The following is a 17,440-nucleotide window of genomic DNA, read 5'->3' as shown; positions in this document are numbered from 1 at the left end:
TACTTAAAGGAGTGTAAATATGATATCGAATCAAATACTGCAAAATACAATCGAAGGGTTAAAAAATATTACAAGAATTGATATTTCGGTAATGGATACGGAAGGTAAAGTTCTTGCATCGACTGTAGAAAATCCGGAGCAATATGAAAATATTGTATTATCTTTTGTGGCATCTCCCGCAGACAGTCAGGCGATTCAGGGATATCAATTTTTCAAGGTATTTGACGAGCATCAGTTGGAATATGTTATAGTAGCAAAAGGTGACAGTGAAGATGTATTTATGGTAGGAAAGATTGCTGCTTTCCAGATACAGAATCTTTTGGTCGCCTACAAAGAACGTTATGATAAAGATAATTTTATAAAGAACCTGCTTTTGGACAATTTGTTGCTGGTTGACATTTACAACCGTGCGAAAAAACTTCATATAGACACCGAAGCCCGCAGGGTTGTATATATCATTGAAACAAAGAACGAGAAAGATACAAATGCACTCGAAACTGTACGTAGCCTGTTTTCAGGAAAAACAAAAGATTTTATAACTGCAGTAGACGAGAAAAATATTATTTTGGTGAAAGAACTAAAGCCAAATGAAACTTATGATGATGTAAATAAAACAGCTAAGGTTATTCTTGATATGCTGAACATGGAAGCTATGTCCAAGGTTCATGTGGCTTACGGTACCATAGTCAATGAGATAAAGGATGTTTCCAGATCATATAAAGAAGCAAAGATGGCTTTGGACGTAGGCAAGATTTTCTATAGCGACAGAAATATTGTAGCATACAACAACTTAGGAATCGGACGTCTTATATACCAGCTTCCTATGCCTTTATGCAAAATGTTTATTAAAGAAATATTCGACGGCAAGTCACCCGATGAATTCGATGAAGAAACCTTAACAACCATAAACAAGTTCTTTGAGAACAACCTTAACGTATCCGAAACTTCAAGACAATTATATATCCACAGAAATACCTTAGTTTACCGTCTGGATAAGCTTCAAAAGACTACAAATCTGGATTTGCGGGTTTTTGAAGATGCCATTACATTCAAGATAGCTTTAATGGTAGTTAAGTACATGAAATATATGGAACAGTTGGATTATTAAAATTTTTAACGCCGAAAAGATAAAGTTTAAAGATTTATTTTTCGGCTTTTACCAGGCTAATGTTAGGAGGACAATTAATAATGAGGAAAAATTTTCTGATGGGTTTTCTTTCGGGGCTGTTCGGAGCAGTATTACTGTTCCTGGTAGTCGGCGGAACTTACTTCTTTGTATTAGACACACCCGAGAAAAACAGCGCTGCAAAGAGTGACATAACGTCTTCCGAGAACGAAGAAAATAACCCTTATGATTTTATTATTCAAAAACTGTCTGTTTTGCAGAAACTGGTAGATACTTATTATCTTGACGAAGTAGATGAAGAAGCGCTGGAAAACGGCATCTATAGAGGTTTTATAAACAGTTTGGGAGATCCTTATTCAACATATTTTACCAAGGATGAATATAAAAGCTTAATTGAAAGTTCTACAGGTGTCTACCATGGTATTGGGGCAGTCGTTAGCCAGGATATGAAAACAGGTATAATAACCATTGTAAAACCATATAAGGATTCTCCGGCATACAAAGCGGGGCTGCTTCCGGATGATATCCTTTATAAGGTTGAAGGGGAAGAAGTTACCGGTAAAGACTTATCCGAGGTTGTCAGCAAAATGAAGGGAAAAGAAGGCACCAAGGTTAACATTACCATAATCAGGGAAGGTGTCGACGAACCTATAGATTTTACTATAGTAAGGCAAAAAATCAACATACCAACCATAGAACATAAAATGCTTGACGATGATATAGGGTATATTCAAATCCTCGAGTTTGATGAGATTACCATTTCCCAGTTTTACTCTGCGGTTGATGAATTGGAAAAGATGGGCATGAAAGCCTTGGTTGTTGACGTAAGAGATAATCCCGGTGGATTAATGGAAGCTGTGGTCAATATATTGGACCGTTTTCTTCCCAAAGGTAAACTTGTGGTTTATACTGAAGATAAATATAAGAAGCGGGAAAATGAAAAAACCACTAATCCTGACAGATTTGAAAAACCTCTTGCTGTACTTATCAACGGAAAAAGTGCCAGCGCATCAGAGATTTTTGCGGGAGCCATACAGGATTACGGTATAGGAACCATTGTTGGCACAACAAGCTATGGGAAAGGAATAGTGCAAAAAGTTATTCCTTTAACCGACGGAACAGCGGTAAAACTGACCATATCAAAGTACTTTACTCCAAAGGGACGCAATATTCACGGAATTGGAATTGTGCCGGATGTAGAGGTGGAATTGGCTGATGAGCTAAAGCAAATGGTTACTATTCCTTTCGATGAGGATAACCAGTTGCAAAAGGCTATTGAAATCCTTAAGGAACAAATAAATAACAATCAATAGACATAAAATGGACTAATATGTATCAAGCATAAATTCTCTTAATCGGAGGATTTATGCTTGTGTTATTTTATTTAAGAAAACAATGTCGAAGAATGCGCATATTAATTATATATAGTATTTAAAAAATGAAATTTTGCTATAATATAAATTTGAAAAAAGCCGATAAATAATATAGGATTGAGCAGAATTTTATAGGTTAGGTGGTGAGAAACGATGCGGATAGACGGATTTAATAAGATCGGACAGATCTTAAATTCCGGAAAAGTAAGCAAAGTTAAAAAGACAGATGCAATAAGCTACGGTGATAAATTGGAATTGTCCCGTACCGGAAATGACTATACTTTGGCAAAACAGGTAATTTCACAAATACCGGATGTAAGAACAGATAAAATTAACGAAATAAAGAAACGCATGGAAGCCGGGACTTACAATGTCAGTATGGAAGAAGTAGCCGAAAAAATTGTAAACCGCTATTTTGATGAACTGATATAGATCACAAGGTGATTTTAATATCAGAAGGAAATGAGGTATACCGTGGCAAGCCTAATTGAAGAATTAATCAATATATTAAACGAAGAACAAGAAATCTACAGCAGCCTGATTCCTATAGCTAATGAAAAGACACAGATTATCGTAAATAATGACACGGCGGCATTGCAAAATATTACGGCAAAGGAACAGGAGGCAATAGACAGAATAACCTCCCTGGAGAACAAAAGAGGTAAAGTAATGGAAGATATAAAAACAGTTCTGGGGAAAAAAGACGGCAATATGAATTTAAAAACCCTGATTGAGTTGCTTAACGATGAGCAGAAGGAAAAAAGGGTACTTTCCGAGTTGCATGACAAACTTAAAAAAACAGTCAGTTTTTTGGCTGAAATAAACAACAGAAATAAAGATTTGATTGAGCAATCCCTGGAAATGATTGATTTTAATATGAATTTTATACAAAGCATCAGGATGTCGCCGGGCAATAATACTTACAATAAAAATGCATCGCAGAGCTATGATGAAATTCCGGGAACAGGAATGTTTGATGCAAAACAGTAAGTAAATCTATACTTAAGGTGGTATGCATATGGCGTTTAACGGATTATATATCGGCGTATCGGGTTTAAATGTCAGTCAGGCTGCTCTGAACGTGACTTCACATAATCTGGCAAATGTAGATACTAAAGGTTACGTAAGACAGCAGCCGATTTTTAGAGACTTTAAATACGTTAAATTGGGGGAATCCTATCTTTCGTCTCTGCAAGTGGGTTTAGGAGTCGACTTTGCAGAAGTAAAACAGGTCAGAGACGTCTTTTTGGACAGGGCTTATCGAGAAGAGATCGGAAGAAAGAGCTTTTATGACTCACAATATCAGACCATTTATGAAATAGAAGGATTATTCGGAGAACTCGAAGGGGTACAGTTCCAGAACACGATGAAAGAGTTCTGGGAAGCCCTGCAGGAATTGGTTAAGGAGCCTGACAATATTGTGGCCCGGGCTTCTTTTGTTCAAACAGCGGTTTCGTTTGTTGAAAGGGCAAATAATATATATAGTCAGTTAAGCGATTATCAGGTTAATTTAAATACTCAAATAATTGAACAGGTTAAACGGATAAATGAAATCGGAGACCAAATTAAGGAATTGAATATAAAGATTAGGCAGTACGAAAGTTCAGGGCTGGAAAATGCGAATGATTTACGGGATCAAAGAAACCTGCTTTTGGATGAACTGAGTCAGATTGCCTATATTACATATAGAGAAGACAAATCAGGGGTAGTCACCGTTAATTTGGAAGGGATGCCTTTTGTAACTGAAGATTTGGTATACCATATGGAAACGGTGCAAATCAGTGAAGATTCCCCTATGCTGAAACCTATTTGGGTGGCACACGGCAAGGTTGATGTCTTTAACTTTGACAGGCCCCCTTCATCGGTATACGATACAGATATCGGTTACCTGAAAGGATTGCTTTTAGCAAGGGGTAACAGACAGGCTAATTATACTGATATTCCGGTTCGTGAACGATATGAAACAGATCACGAGTACGAGGAAGCAGTAAGGGAATATAACAACAAGATTAGCCCGTCTGTCATAATGACTGTTCAGGCCCAGTTTGATCAATTGATACATGGCATAGTAACCATGGTAAATGACATTTTGTGTCCTAATAAGGAAGTAACCTTAGCCGACGGAAGCAAAATAAAAATACTGGACGAAGAAAACGCTCCCGTAAGTATGGATTCTCAAAAGATAATGGGTGAAGCGCTTTTTACAAGAAAGTCTATGCCCCGTTATGAGGAAAGAGAAATTCAGATAATGGACGAAGACGGGGGAATTCAGACCATACTGGCTAAAGTTTATATTGAAGAAGACCCCAATGATAATTACTCCTTATATACTATAAGCGAGATAGAAGTTAATCCTAATATTTTGCTTAACAAGTCCCTTCTTCCTTTATCAAAGAATGACGGATCAGGAGCGTTTGATATAGAAACTGCCCAAAAACTTTTGGAAGGCTGGCAGAAACCTTTTGCTACCTTATCACCTAATTCATTAACAAAGAATAATTTTAACGACTATTATGTTTCTTTCATATCTGAGATTGCCAATTGGGGAGAACAGGTTTATACGATAAGTTCAAATCAGTCATCCATGGTTGACAGCATTGACAATAAGAGAGCGGAAATAATGGGTGTTTCGTCCGACGAGGAGTTGACCAATCTGATCAAGTTCCAACATGCCTATAATGCCGCTGCAAGGTATATAACAGTAGTAAGCGAAATGCTCGAACACATAATAATGAATATGTAAGGAGAGTATTATGGCATCAACATTTTTCGGATTAAATATAGGAAAAACCGGATTATATGCATATAAAGCTGCACTGAATGTAACTGCCCATAATATAGCCAACGCGGAGACAGAAGGCTATTCTAGGCAGGTTATGGGCATACAGGCAGGAAAACCTCTTAGAATGAACAGTACATACGGGATGGCAGGAACCGGTGTTACCGTTACCGGTGTAAATCAGTTAAGAGATGAGTATTATGATTTAAAGTTCAGAAAAAATAATACGATTTTTGGTGAGTACGCTGCCAAGTCCCATTACATGACAGAGATAGAGAATTATTTTAATGAAGTTACTCTGGAAGGGTTTACAACTTCTTTTGATTCGCTTTACAAAAGCCTGCAGGAGCTTTCCAATAACCCGTCCAGTCTGACTGCACGGACTCAGGTAATAAATTACGGTAAGAGTCTGACCGAATATTTCAATTCATTGTCTACTAATCTTAAAAAGATACAGGAAGAATGTAATTTTGAAATACGAAATATGGTCGAAAAAATAAATTCCATAGCTCAACAAATAGCCTCTCTGACAAAGCAGATTAATACCCTGGAAGTCAGCGGAGGAAAGGCCAATGACCTTAGAGACCAAAGAAATCTCCTGGTTGACGAACTGTCGCAAATAGCCAATATTACTGTAACAGAAAAAGTGGTAGGAGACGGGATCGGAGTAACCAGCTATGTTATAAAAATCGACGGACAAACGCTGGTTGATACTGCAGAATATAACAAGCTTAAGGTTGTTCCGAGAGAATATAAGCAAAATCAGAATGATATTGACGGACTCTATGATGTTTATTGGGAAAACGGTCAGGAATTTAATTTGGGAAGCCCAAATATCGGCGGAGCTTTAAAAGGCCTGTATGAACTAAGAGACGGCAACAACCTGCATAATCTGCAGGGTAAAGTTACCGCAGCAGCAGGAGAAATATTTATTGTAGTTACAGGAACTACCATTAATGCGGTAGAGAAACTAAATATCCCCGAAACCGGTATAATAAAATTAGGTAATCAAGAGTATGCCTACGCTGGTTTTGAAGTAAAGATTGACGAGACAACCGGGGAATTTATATACACGTTCGAGCTGAAAGAGCCTTTGAAATCACAGTTTGTGGATGCGACCGCGTCAATCGGTGAAAGCATAAATTATAAAGGAATTTCGTATTATCTTGATCAAATGAATGAATTTATACGGACTTTTTCCAAGGCTTTCAATGATATTCACAGGGCAGGAAGAGACCTTGACAATGATGCCGGAATGGATTTCTTTACCGCAACCAATAAAGTAAGCGGCAGAGAGTATGTATTTGGCCCTTACGCGGATTCAGACGATTATTATTACGACTACAGTACATTTAATTCACAGACCGGCAGCTTTTATGAAGATGTGCCGAGTAACCAGCCCTTATACGGTTCTTACTATTTTATGACAGCAGAGAATTTCACAATCAATAGTATGCTGATAAACAATCCGAGAAACTTTGCCGCCTCAACCGACGTACTGAACGGAATAGATAACAATGATATCGTAGAAAAACTGATCAGATTAAAAGACGATAAGTCCATGTTCGGAACGGGTACCCCTGCAGGTTTTATGCAGACTTTGGTGGCGGATATAGGAATAGATACAAGAAAAGCGAATAATTTTACCCAAAGTCAGGAAAATATACTGAAAGCCATATCAAACCATAAATTGTCCATATCGGGAGTTGATATAGACGAGGAGGCGATGAATCTTGTCCGCTTCCAAAATGCTTATAACCTTTCGGCAAAAGTAGTATCCGTTATGAATGAAATTTATGACAAATTGATAAACTATATGGGTGTATAGGCTTTTATATAGCATAGGAGGTGTTCCATGAGAATTACAACCCGCATGATGACAAACAATATGCTCAGTAATATAAATAAAAATAAAATTAATTTGTCAAAACTGGAAGAGCAGTATTCAACAGGCAAAAAGATTCAAAGGCCGTCAGATGATCCGATTATTACTGTCCGTGCCCTTAAGCTTAGGACAAGCATTAGCGAAATAAATCAGTATTACGAAAAAAATATACCGGATGCTTTTTCATGGATGGATGTGACGGAAAGCGCCTTAACGACTATTAATGAACTGTTAAGGAAGATGAATAAATATTGTGTTCAAGGCAGTTCGGATACATTGACCGCAGAAGATAGGGCTGCGATTGTAGAGAATCTGCGTCAGATAAAAGAGCAGATATATCAGGAAGGCAATACCAACTATGCCGGCAGGTATGTATTTACCGGATATAAAACCGACAGTTCATTAACATTCATGGAAAGAACAGATAATCTGCGGTATGACATTACGGAAAAATTCACAGGCAAAGATATTGAAACCGTATTCAGGGTTTCGGGGGCTTATGAACTGAAGGATTTTGATGATACTACCGTGAATTTTGATACACCTCCGCAGTTGGAAAACACATACCGCATAAAACTGTCATACGACAGGCTGGAAGATATAGTAATAGACAGTATCCGTTTTTCATTGCCTGTCAGTGATACGGAATCGGTAGAACAGACACCGATATCGAACATAAAGACAGTATCAGTAAACGACCCCAATGCTTATAAGCCTGAACCTGGTTTTGTTAATTTTATATATGAAACCGGAGAGCTTATATTACATGAAGATGTATATAACGACTTAAGAATTGCGGACAATATAGAACTTACATATGTAAAAACAAGTTTTGAAAAAGGGGAATTAAAACCTGAGCATTATTTCAACTGTGTTATGACCGATTTAAGCAAGCCTGAACAAGATCCAATTACATTTACTAAATCAAAGCAGGAAATTCAGTATGAAGTAAACTTTAATCAATTATTAACCATAAATACGGAAGCCTCCGATGCTATATCTCATAAAATCGGAAGAGATATTGACGATATAATAAAATGCGTTAACGATGTAATTCATACTGAATACAAAATTCAGGAAGTAGAAAAGAGGCTTAAGGACACTAATCTTACGCCCGATGATGTAGAACGCTACAACAAGATGCTTGAGCAGTTAAATACGGAATTAACACTGAGAAAAGAAATTATGCAAAAAGCATTTGCAAGGGGTATTACAAGCAGCAATGAAGAACAGGACAGAGTAAACGTCGCAGTTGCAGATCTGGGCAGCAGACAATTCAGATTAAGGCTTACGGAAAACAGATTATCCAGTCAGAAAGTTGATTTTACCGAGCTGCTTTCCAAGAACGAGGACGCTGATATAGTCGATACAATCATTAACTTTAATTCGGCTTATATGATTTATAATGCATCCTTGTCTGCATCTTCTCGGGTTGTCCAGAATTCATTATTGGATTTTCTTAGATAAAACTCTGGTTACATAAAAAATTAAGAGTTTTATAGAAAGGAGAAACTGATGTTAATAAAAACAAGACATTTCGGGGAAGTAGATCTGGACGAGGAGAAGATTATACATTTTGAACAGGGTATCTTGGGTTTTGAAGACTGTAAAAACTATGCTATTTTATATGACAATGAAGACGGGGACAGACCGGAGATATCATGGCTTCAGAGTCTTGAGGAACCGGCTCTTGCAATTCCAGTTATAAGCCCTTTTATTATAAAACCTGATTATAACCCTACTGTTGAGGATGAGCTATTGCAATCCTTGGGGGAACTTACTCCCGATAATATTATAGTTTTGGTCTCTGTCACAGTACCCAATGATATAACAAGGATATCTGCCAATCTAAAAGCACCTTTTGTAATCAATGCCGATTTAAGAAAAGGATGCCAGGTAATAGTGGAAAATACCGATTACGAAATTAAATACTATTTTTATCAGCAATTAAAGGCTGCAAAAGCCGGTAAGGAGGGCAAATAATGCTGGCCCTGACGAGAAAAATAAACGAATCTATTATGATAGGAAATAATATTGAAATAACAATACTGGAAATAAGAGGAGATCAGGTTAAAATAGGCATTAATGCTCCAAAATCAATTCCCGTATACCGAAAAGAAATTTACCTGCAGATCTTAGAGTCAAATAAGGAAGCGGCATCTGCAGAAATAAACGGTGATGTCCTGAAAGAGCTGTTTAAATAATTGGGGCAGATTTTGGGGTATATAAAGATTTTTAATTATTATGCCGATATATTAGTATAAGAAAGTGCCCGAATATTGCAGTCATGGAGGACGTAAGAAGGGTATCGTAAACATATAAAAATGAGAACACAAGGAGGTGCAAATATGGCCTTAGAGAGAATAAACGTTACCACATATCAGAAGGATGTCGTACAAACCACAAAAACAAGGGATTTTTCAGGCAAAAAGACAGATTACGGAATGAATGATGAAGGCAAAGTTCAGACTGTAAACGAATTGAACGGAGATCAAAAAGAAATTAATGAACAATATGTAAAAGAAGAGATTGCAAAAGCAAACAACATTTTAAAGCGCCATAATATTAAATGCGAATTCGATTATCGTGAGGAAACCAACAGGATTATAATCAGGGTTACGGACAAAGATACCAAGGAAGTTATACGGGAAATACCCCCGGAAAAAACACTTAATGCGATACAAAAAATGTGGGAACTGGCAGGTCTTTTAATTGACGAAAGAAGATAGGAGGGGCGACCATGGGTGAACTGCGTTTGACGGGTTTGGCATCCGGAATGGATACTGATTTTATTATAGAACAATTAATGAAAGCACACAGGCTAAAGGCTACCAAAATAGAAAACAAAATTACAACAACTGAGTGGAAGCAGGAAAAATGGAAAGAGCTTAACTCAAAGATTTACTCTTTTTATACTAACCAACTTTCAAAGCTTCGTTTTCAGAGTTCGTTTTTAACCAAAAAAGCTGTTTCTTCCAATCAGAACAAAGTAGAAGTAACCGCAGGGACAAATGCGGCTGACGGAACCCATATTATTAAAGTCAAACAGCTTGCCAGTGCACAATTTATGACCGGAGATAAGATTAATAAAGCAAATATTAGTTTAAGCACCAAGCTGACTGATCTTGATATTGATGCGTCTTCAAATCCTACGATAACTATTAAAATAGGTGAACAGTCAACAGAATTTACAATTGATGAGAACAAAACCGTAGGAGATTTTGTAAACGCCTTAAAAAAAGCAGGATTAAATGCTAACTTTGACACGGTACATAATCGCTTTTTCATCAGTTCTAAAGAAAGCGGAAAAGAAAATGAATTTACTATCACATCCTCTAATCCTGAAATTCTTGAGAAGCTTGGACTTGGATCAAAAGCCGGTGTAGTAGATGCCCAGGACGCTGAAATAGTATACAATGGTGTAACGCTTACGAGTTCCTCCAATAATTTCACTGTAAACGGCCTGACTTTAATTTTAAAAGAAACAACAGCAGTTGACGAGCAAATAAGCATAACGGTTTCAAACAATACCGAAGCTGTCTATAATATGGTTAAGGATTTTGTAAAAGCATATAACGAACTGATTACTGAACTCAATAAAGCATATTATGCCGATTCGGCCCGTGGTTTGGATCCGCTTACGCATGAAGAAAAAGAGAAAATGACAGATGAGCAGATTGCTAAGTGGGAGTCAAAAATCAAGGATGCCTTATTAAGAAGAGACAATACACTGGGAAGTCTTATCACTACATTCCGTGATATCTTAAGTGATCCTGTTAGCATAAACGAGAAAAAATATTCCCTTTCCAGCTTTGGAATTGTAACCGGAGATTATAGTGAAAAAGGTCTTCTTCATATCAGCGGAGACAGTGATTTTGCCTCTGTTGCGTTATCCGAAAACAAGCTTATGGATGCGCTCAACAATAATCCTGACGAAGTAATGCAGGTGCTTAGTAAATTAGCATCCGATTTATATAATACATTGACGGAAAAGATGAAGAGTACTTCTTTAAGCAGTGCTTTGACGGTTTATAATGACAAGGAACTGGCAAAGCAAATTACGGACTATAAATCGGAATTAAAGAGAATGGAAGACCGTCTTTCCGAATTGGAAGAAAAATATTATAGACAATTTTCGGCTATGGAATCGGCCTTGGCAAAAATGAATTCACAAAGTTCATTTTTAATGTCAATGCTTGGAATGAACAACAATTAGTGAAATTATAGGAGGTTATTATAATGGCTGTTAATGCTGCATCGGTATACAAAGACAATAAAATACTGACGGCATCCCCAGCAGAATTAACATTAATGCTGTATGAAGGTGCAATCAAATTCTGCAATATGGCTTTGATAGCTATTGAAAAAAATGATGTTGAAAAAGCCAATCAAAACATTATAAAAGCAGAAAATATAATAACAGAACTCAGAGCTACACTGGACTTTACATATCCGGTTGCAAATCAGTTTGAAATGGTTTACGATTACATATTCCGCAGACTGGTTGAAGCTAATATAAAGAAAGATAAGGAAATATTGGAAGAAGCCTTGAAATATATCAGGGATATGCGTGATACCTGGAAAGAAGTTATGAAGGCAGCCAAAACAGGTGCTTAGATTAGTCAGGTATACAGACAGAGCAACATAAAGGAGTAAGGGATGGAATTAAATAACGGTTATAAAAAAACATATATACAAATACTAATTGATTCATTAAATAAAAAATATACGGTTTTAAATGAACTGATGCAGATAACAATCAGGCAGCAAAATATAATAAACGCCGAACAATTTAACGATGACGAATTTATGAATACCATAGCTTTAAAAGAAGAGCTGATTAACAGCCTTTCGGAGCTTGATAAAGGATTTGAGATGGTATATGACCGTGTAAGAGAAGAATTAAAAGAAAACGGCAATTCATATCAATCCGAAATTACATCCCTTAAAGAATTAGTGACAAAAGTTACTGATTTAAGTGTCAGATTACAGGTATTAGAAAAAACCAATAAAACCGGTCTCGAAGCTGTCTTGTCAAGAAAACGCAAGGAAATCGGGAAAGCCAGAATAAGTAATGAGACGGTGGCAAATTATTATAAAAACATGTCAAAAAGAGCGGATTCGCAATCGTACTTCTATGACAAAAAAAATTAATAAATTAAAAAAAGGTATAAAGTTTTTTAAAATTTTGCCGATATATAGTATGACAAATATTAACTTAGTATAGCAGGATTCTTGCTATGATTAAACCTTCCGGAGTGTATGCCGGTAAGGAAGATAAAGTTAAATGCGGCATGGAAGCCGTAAAATATAAATTCAAGGAGGAATGTACATATGAGAATTCAACACAATATGGCAGCAGCCAACACTAACAGACAGCTGGGTATTACAACCGGCAGACTTTCAAAGTCCACTGAGAAACTGTCATCCGGTTACAGAATCAACCGTGCCGGTGACGATGCAGCAGGACTCAGCATTTCCGAAAAGATGCGTGCTCAGATCAGAGGTCTTCAGAAGGCTTCTACCAATGCACAGGACGGTATTTCATTAATTCAGACCGCTGAAGGTGCATTGAATGAGACTCAGGCTATTCTTCAAAGAATGAGAGAGCTTGCAGTTCAGGCTGCCAACGATACCAACGTTACTGTAGACCGTGACGCACTCCAGAAAGAAGTTAGTCAGCTTATTGCAGAAATTAATCGTATTTCTGGAAATACAGAGTTTAACTCAATGAAACTTTTGGATGGTACCTTCAATGGCAAGAAACTGCATGTTGGCGCTAACGCTGGACAAGCAATTGATATAGCAATTAATGGAATGAGCTCTACTAATTTAAATGTTGCGAGTATCGATATTTCAACACAGGCAGGCGCTAATAATGCTATTACTACAATCGAAGATGCTATTAAGACAGTATCAGATGAAAGATCAAATTTAGGTGCTATTCAGAACAGATTAGAGCACACAATCGCTAACCTTGATAATACTGCAGAGAACCTGCAGGCTGCTGAGTCCCGTATCCGTGACGTTGATATGGCTGCAGAGATGGTTAACTACTCAAGAGACGTTATCCTGCAACAGGCTGCTCAGGCTATGCTTGCTCAGGCTAATCAACAGACACAGGGAGTTCTTGCTTTATTACAATAGTAAGTTTATAATTCTAAAAAGGGTTGACAATTATGTCAGCCCTTTTTTATACACATATCCAATATGGGCGCAATTTAAGAGATGCAAGCCTGCACACCCTAAAGTGGGTGTGTATAGCAAAGAGCGTTATTATGCCTTATTTCATATGATAAACTGATTTGACAATCGTAGCAGTAAAAACAGATAATTAATAAATATTAGTTAATTTAGATGAGATTTTTGTCGATATATGATATGAAAATGTTAGGCTAATAAAACAAATTATATATAGCAAAGGTAAAGAATTACATAATAAGTCTGCTGTTATAAGCAATGTTGATTGTGAGTTTATATACAGTAATTTTATTTTGAGCTCAGATATACGGAGGTTAATTTAATGGATATAACTGCTGTTATTCCGGTTCGTGCAGGTAGTACAAGGGTTAAAAACAAAAATATAAAACCGTTTGCAGGTACAAATCTGCTGGTTAATAAAATTCGCCAATTAAAACAGGTTTCAGATATAAGTAAAATTATTGTTTCATCAGACAGCGATGAGATGCTAAGAATCGCTGAAGAAGAAGGAGCTATTCCTAAAAAAAGGCCTATTGAATACTGTGATGAAAAAAGCAGGACTTTTAATGAGGTAGTGCGTTATATAGCTCAAAATGAGGTTGATACGGAAGATATGATGTGGGCTCCGTGTGTATGCCCCCTTGTGGGTCCCCAAAAAATAGCCGAAGGAATTCAGCTATACAGGCAAATTCTAAGCGGAGAATTAGATGCTGACTCAATAGCTACAGCCAGATTAATTAAGGAATACATTTTTGATGAAAATGGGCCTGTAAATTTTGACATAGAAAATCATGTTAAAAGTCAGGATTTGCCCAACTGGCATTGTATCACAAATGGATTTTTTATAGCCAAAACAGCGGATATGGCCCGTTGGGGATTTGTTTACGGGAAGAAAGTGCATCTATGTGAGGTTAATAAGTTTGAGGCTATAGATATAGATGATGAATTTGATTTTGCAATGGCTGAATTCGCAATGAAATATCTCGAATCAAACTAAAAGGAAGGAAGACTTTATGAAACTACAACTACTGGACTGTACATTAAGAGACGGGGCTTATGTAGTTGACGGAAATTTCGGCAGTAATGTAATCAGCGGAATTATCCGAAAACTACAGGATGCCAATATAGATATTATAGAATGTGGCTGGCTAAAGAACGGGGAGCATAAGGAAGGATCAAGCTATTATCATGTGCCGGGTGATCTGGAACGTTATTTAACCACTCCCAAGAAACCCGGGACTATATATACAGCAATGATTGACTACAACAGATATGACTGTAGTATTTTACCGGAATATGACGGAAAATCGATAGATGCAATTCGTGTTGTCTTTCCGGTTGATCATTTTAAAGAAGGAATAGCATTAGTTAATCCTATCAGAGAAAAGGGGTATAAAGTCTTTTTGCAGGCTGCCAATACTCCGGGATATGATGATAAAACTTTGCTAAAATTGATAGAAGCTGTAAACGAAGTACGGCCCGACGGCTTTTCCATTGTTGATACATTCGGTACTATGTATCCTGATGATTTGGAACGTTTTATGATTCTTATTGATAATAACCTGGACAAAAATATATTATTAGGATTTCACTCACACAATAACCTGCAGCTTTCCTTTGCGCTGTGTATGAGATTTATTGAGCATTTTAAGAATAAATCAGACAGAAATATTATTGTTGACAGTTCATTATGCGGTATGGGCAGAGGGGCGGGAAACGCCTGCACGGAATTATTGGTACAGTACATTAATAAATGGGATAATTCCTATGATATGGACAGTGTACTGGATGCTATTGATGTGTACATGTCACAATTTCTTGAAGAGAAAGACTGGGAATATTCAGTCCCTTATTTTTTGGCCGGCATGTACGGCTGTCATGTAAATAATGTTATGTATCTTATAAGGGAACATAGAGTTAAAAACAAGGATATGCGGGCAATATTTAATTCTTTATCAAAAGAAAAACGGGTTCAGTATGACTATGATAACTTAGAGAAAGTCTACATTAATTATCAGAGCAGAAATATTGATGATTCCAGTGCCAAGGAATATCTGACTGAACAATTGGGAGAAAAAACCATAGTAACTATTTGCCCCGGTGAATCTTCTGAAACCTGCCGAGAACATATATTGCAGACAGTAAAAAATAAAGATGCTCTTTCGGTTGGTATCAATGCAATCTTACCCGGTTTTTCTTATGATTTTCTGTTTTTTTCAAATGCAGTAAAATATGAATATGCAAAAGAAAACTATCCGGAAGTTTTTTCAAAAGCGAAAGTAATAGTTACTTCGAATATCATGCAGGGAACAGACAATGATCATTTGATAGTCAATTACAATGATTTGGCTAAAACAGGATGGAAGTATTTTGAAAATTCAATGATAATGTTTCTAAGACTGATGCTTAAAATTGCACCGAAGGAAATTATGATAACCGGATTTGACGGTTTTAACAGAAATGAAGACAAATACGCCAAACAGGTTTTAAGACCACCGATGAAAGGAGTATATTTAGAGGAAGCGCAAAGGGAAATCGGTGAAATGTTCAGTGATTTTCTAAGTTTTAATAACGGAAAAATTAAAATTTCATTTTTAACAAAATCACCATACGAAACATTATTACAGTAAGTATTTAAAATATGGAATATACGCTGTGTTATAGAAAATTAATATGCCCCTGATATGGAATGAGAGAGGAATAAAGAAGAATGAATATAAAGATTAGTATTATTATGCCATCGCTAAATGTTGGGAGATTTATTGAGGAATGTATTCAAAGTGTTATATCGTCAACACTGGAAGATATAGAAATTATATGTGTAGATGCAGGATCCACAGACGGAACAACTGATATAATAAAACAGTATGAAAAAAAAGACCCCCGCATTCGTCTGATAGAAGTAGATAACAAAAGTTATGGATATCAGGTAAACGTTGGGATAAATAATGCTTTAGGTGAGTATATCGGTATTGTAGAAACAGACGATTTAATTCTTCCATATACCTATGAATGTCTGTACAATCTGGCTCAAAAGAACGGCTATCCTGATATTGTTAAAGGTGACTACGAAATTTTTATGTACGATCCTGCTATAAATGAAATAATTATTAGAAAAATGGCAACTTTTGATACAAGAAGAAAAGCTTATTACAGAAAAATTATCAATTCCAAAAAACATCCGGAACTGTTGCTTTGGGATACTTATATTTGGAAAGGTATTTACAAAAAAGAATTCTTGGACAGTAAAGGTATAAGATTAAACGAATCCAAGGGCGCCGCATTTCAGGACAACGGTTTTCTGTTTCAGACAATAGGATTGGCTGATTCTATTTATTATACAGATGATGTTGTGTACAGATACAGAAGAGACAATGAAAACGCTTCAGTGTTTAGTAACCGGGGATATTTTTATGTAAATGAGGAATATGGTTTTATAAGGAGGTTTATTGAAAGGGGATGTGAGTCTTTGGCTCATTTAAAACCATTTTATGTTTTGCGTCTCTTTTCAATGATCCGTTTTAGAAACGATGTTTCATTATACGCCCATTTGCCGGCTGAACATATAAAGGAAGGACTTAAAATAAACATAGATTTACTAAAATTGTGTGAGCAAAACGGTTGGATAAACTATGGATTATTTTCGGCAGAAGAAAGATTTGAACTTGGACTATATTTAAAGGATATTGATCTTTATGCCGATTATATAACGGAAAAACATAAATTGAAAGCCGGGCAGTTTGATAAGTTGCTGGAAAAATTACGTCAAAGGAAAAACATTTATTTGTACGGTACAGGCAATATTGGCAGTATGGCGTATTATAATCTTTTGAGAAACAATTTTCAGAACATCAGTGGTTGGTGTGATTCCAATAAAGAATTATGGAACAAACAGTATATGGGAATCAGGATAGTTCCGTTAGATGAAGTATTTAAAAATTATAAAGCCGGTGAAATGACCTTTGTAATTACTTCTCCTTATAATGCAATAGATATGAATGGTACTTTACTTGAGAATAACATTAGTGCTGACGATATATTCTTTTACATTAACAACGGATATTTTGGATTATAGG

18 protein-coding genes are annotated in these 17,440 nt (G+C 36.4%); all 18 read left to right on the top strand.

Features of this window, described 5'->3' with window-relative positions; genetic code table 11:
• The first annotated feature begins 19 nt into the window (after window positions 1-19).
• Window positions 20-1,108: a PucR family transcriptional regulator gene (locus tag HHT355_RS09985; RefSeq protein ID WP_103203304.1), complete on the top strand. Its 1,089-nt coding sequence runs from the start codon at window positions 20-22 to the stop codon at window positions 1,106-1,108.
• Window positions 1,109-1,188: 80 nt separating this feature from the next.
• Complete coding sequence (locus tag HHT355_RS09980) at window positions 1,189-2,439, top strand: S41 family peptidase (protein WP_199179188.1); 1,251 nt, start codon at window positions 1,189-1,191, stop codon at window positions 2,437-2,439.
• A 213-nt stretch (window positions 2,440-2,652) separates the two neighbouring features.
• Window positions 2,653-2,931, top strand: a complete 279-nt coding sequence (gene flgM, locus HHT355_RS09975) for a flagellar biosynthesis anti-sigma factor FlgM (RefSeq protein ID WP_103203303.1) — start codon at window positions 2,653-2,655, stop codon at window positions 2,929-2,931.
• A 42-nt stretch (window positions 2,932-2,973) separates the two neighbouring features.
• Window positions 2,974-3,489, top strand: coding sequence for a flagellar protein FlgN (locus HHT355_RS09970; RefSeq protein WP_158245954.1), 516 nt, complete (start codon window positions 2,974-2,976; stop codon window positions 3,487-3,489).
• Between the two features lie 28 nt (window positions 3,490-3,517).
• Window positions 3,518-5,242, top strand: a complete 1,725-nt coding sequence (gene flgK / locus HHT355_RS09965; RefSeq protein WP_158245953.1) for a flagellar hook-associated protein FlgK — start codon at window positions 3,518-3,520, stop codon at window positions 5,240-5,242.
• 10 nt (window positions 5,243-5,252) lie between these two features.
• Window positions 5,253-7,106, top strand: a complete 1,854-nt coding sequence (gene flgK, locus HHT355_RS09960; RefSeq protein WP_103203300.1) for a flagellar hook-associated protein FlgK — start codon at window positions 5,253-5,255, stop codon at window positions 7,104-7,106.
• 27 nt (window positions 7,107-7,133) lie between these two features.
• On the top strand, window positions 7,134-8,630 hold the full coding sequence (gene flgL / locus HHT355_RS09955) for a flagellar hook-associated protein FlgL (RefSeq protein WP_103203299.1): 1,497 nt from the start codon (window positions 7,134-7,136) through the stop codon (window positions 8,628-8,630).
• A 48-nt stretch (window positions 8,631-8,678) separates the two neighbouring features.
• On the top strand, window positions 8,679-9,146 hold the full coding sequence (fliW, locus tag HHT355_RS09950; protein ID WP_103203298.1) for a flagellar assembly protein FliW: 468 nt from the start codon (window positions 8,679-8,681) through the stop codon (window positions 9,144-9,146).
• Window positions 9,146-9,367 carry a carbon storage regulator CsrA gene (gene csrA, locus HHT355_RS09945; protein ID WP_103203297.1) on the top strand — a complete coding sequence of 74 codons (222 nt, stop codon included), beginning with the start codon at window positions 9,146-9,148 and terminating at the stop codon, window positions 9,365-9,367. The genes fliW and csrA overlap by 1 nt, the downstream gene beginning before the upstream one ends.
• Window positions 9,368-9,511: 144 nt before the next feature.
• Window positions 9,512-9,892 (top strand): flagellar protein FlaG, encoded by a 381-nt coding sequence (locus tag HHT355_RS09940; RefSeq protein WP_242967656.1) that lies wholly within the window; start codon window positions 9,512-9,514, stop codon window positions 9,890-9,892.
• 11 nt (window positions 9,893-9,903) lie between these two features.
• Complete coding sequence (gene fliD / locus HHT355_RS09935; protein WP_103203295.1) at window positions 9,904-11,379, top strand: flagellar filament capping protein FliD; 1,476 nt, start codon at window positions 9,904-9,906, stop codon at window positions 11,377-11,379.
• A 23-nt stretch (window positions 11,380-11,402) separates the two neighbouring features.
• Window positions 11,403-11,780 (top strand): flagellar export chaperone FliS, encoded by a 378-nt coding sequence (gene fliS, locus HHT355_RS09930; protein WP_103203294.1) that lies wholly within the window; start codon window positions 11,403-11,405, stop codon window positions 11,778-11,780.
• A gap of 42 nt (window positions 11,781-11,822) precedes the next feature.
• On the top strand, window positions 11,823-12,317 hold the full coding sequence (gene flgN / locus HHT355_RS09925) for a flagellar export chaperone FlgN (protein WP_103203293.1): 495 nt from the start codon (window positions 11,823-11,825) through the stop codon (window positions 12,315-12,317).
• 86 nt (window positions 12,318-12,403) lie between these two features.
• A complete protein-coding gene (locus tag HHT355_RS13880; protein WP_278320055.1) occupies window positions 12,404-12,535 on the top strand; it encodes a hypothetical protein in 132 nt (43 codons plus the stop codon).
• On the top strand, window positions 12,498-13,310 hold the full coding sequence (locus tag HHT355_RS09920; RefSeq protein ID WP_103203292.1) for a flagellin N-terminal helical domain-containing protein: 813 nt from the start codon (window positions 12,498-12,500) through the stop codon (window positions 13,308-13,310). The genes HHT355_RS13880 and HHT355_RS09920 overlap by 38 nt, the downstream gene beginning before the upstream one ends.
• Window positions 13,311-13,686: 376 nt before the next feature.
• On the top strand, window positions 13,687-14,361 hold the full coding sequence (locus HHT355_RS09915) for an acylneuraminate cytidylyltransferase family protein (protein ID WP_103203291.1): 675 nt from the start codon (window positions 13,687-13,689) through the stop codon (window positions 14,359-14,361).
• 16 nt (window positions 14,362-14,377) lie between these two features.
• A complete protein-coding gene (locus HHT355_RS09910) occupies window positions 14,378-15,994 on the top strand; it encodes an aldolase catalytic domain-containing protein (protein WP_103203290.1) in 1,617 nt (538 codons plus the stop codon).
• 80 nt (window positions 15,995-16,074) lie between these two features.
• Entirely contained in the window at window positions 16,075-17,439 is a 1,365-nt protein-coding gene (locus tag HHT355_RS09905; RefSeq protein WP_103203289.1) for a glycosyltransferase family 2 protein, read from the top strand.
• The last annotated feature ends 1 nt before the right edge of the window (window position 17,440 follow it).

This window comes from Herbinix hemicellulosilytica (genome assembly GCF_002904165.1).
Taxonomy (GTDB): domain Bacteria; phylum Bacillota; class Clostridia; order Lachnospirales; family Lachnospiraceae; genus Mobilitalea; species Mobilitalea hemicellulosilytica.
The sequence above is the reverse complement of the archived record's forward strand: the minus strand, read 5'-3'. Positions and strand labels throughout refer to the sequence as shown.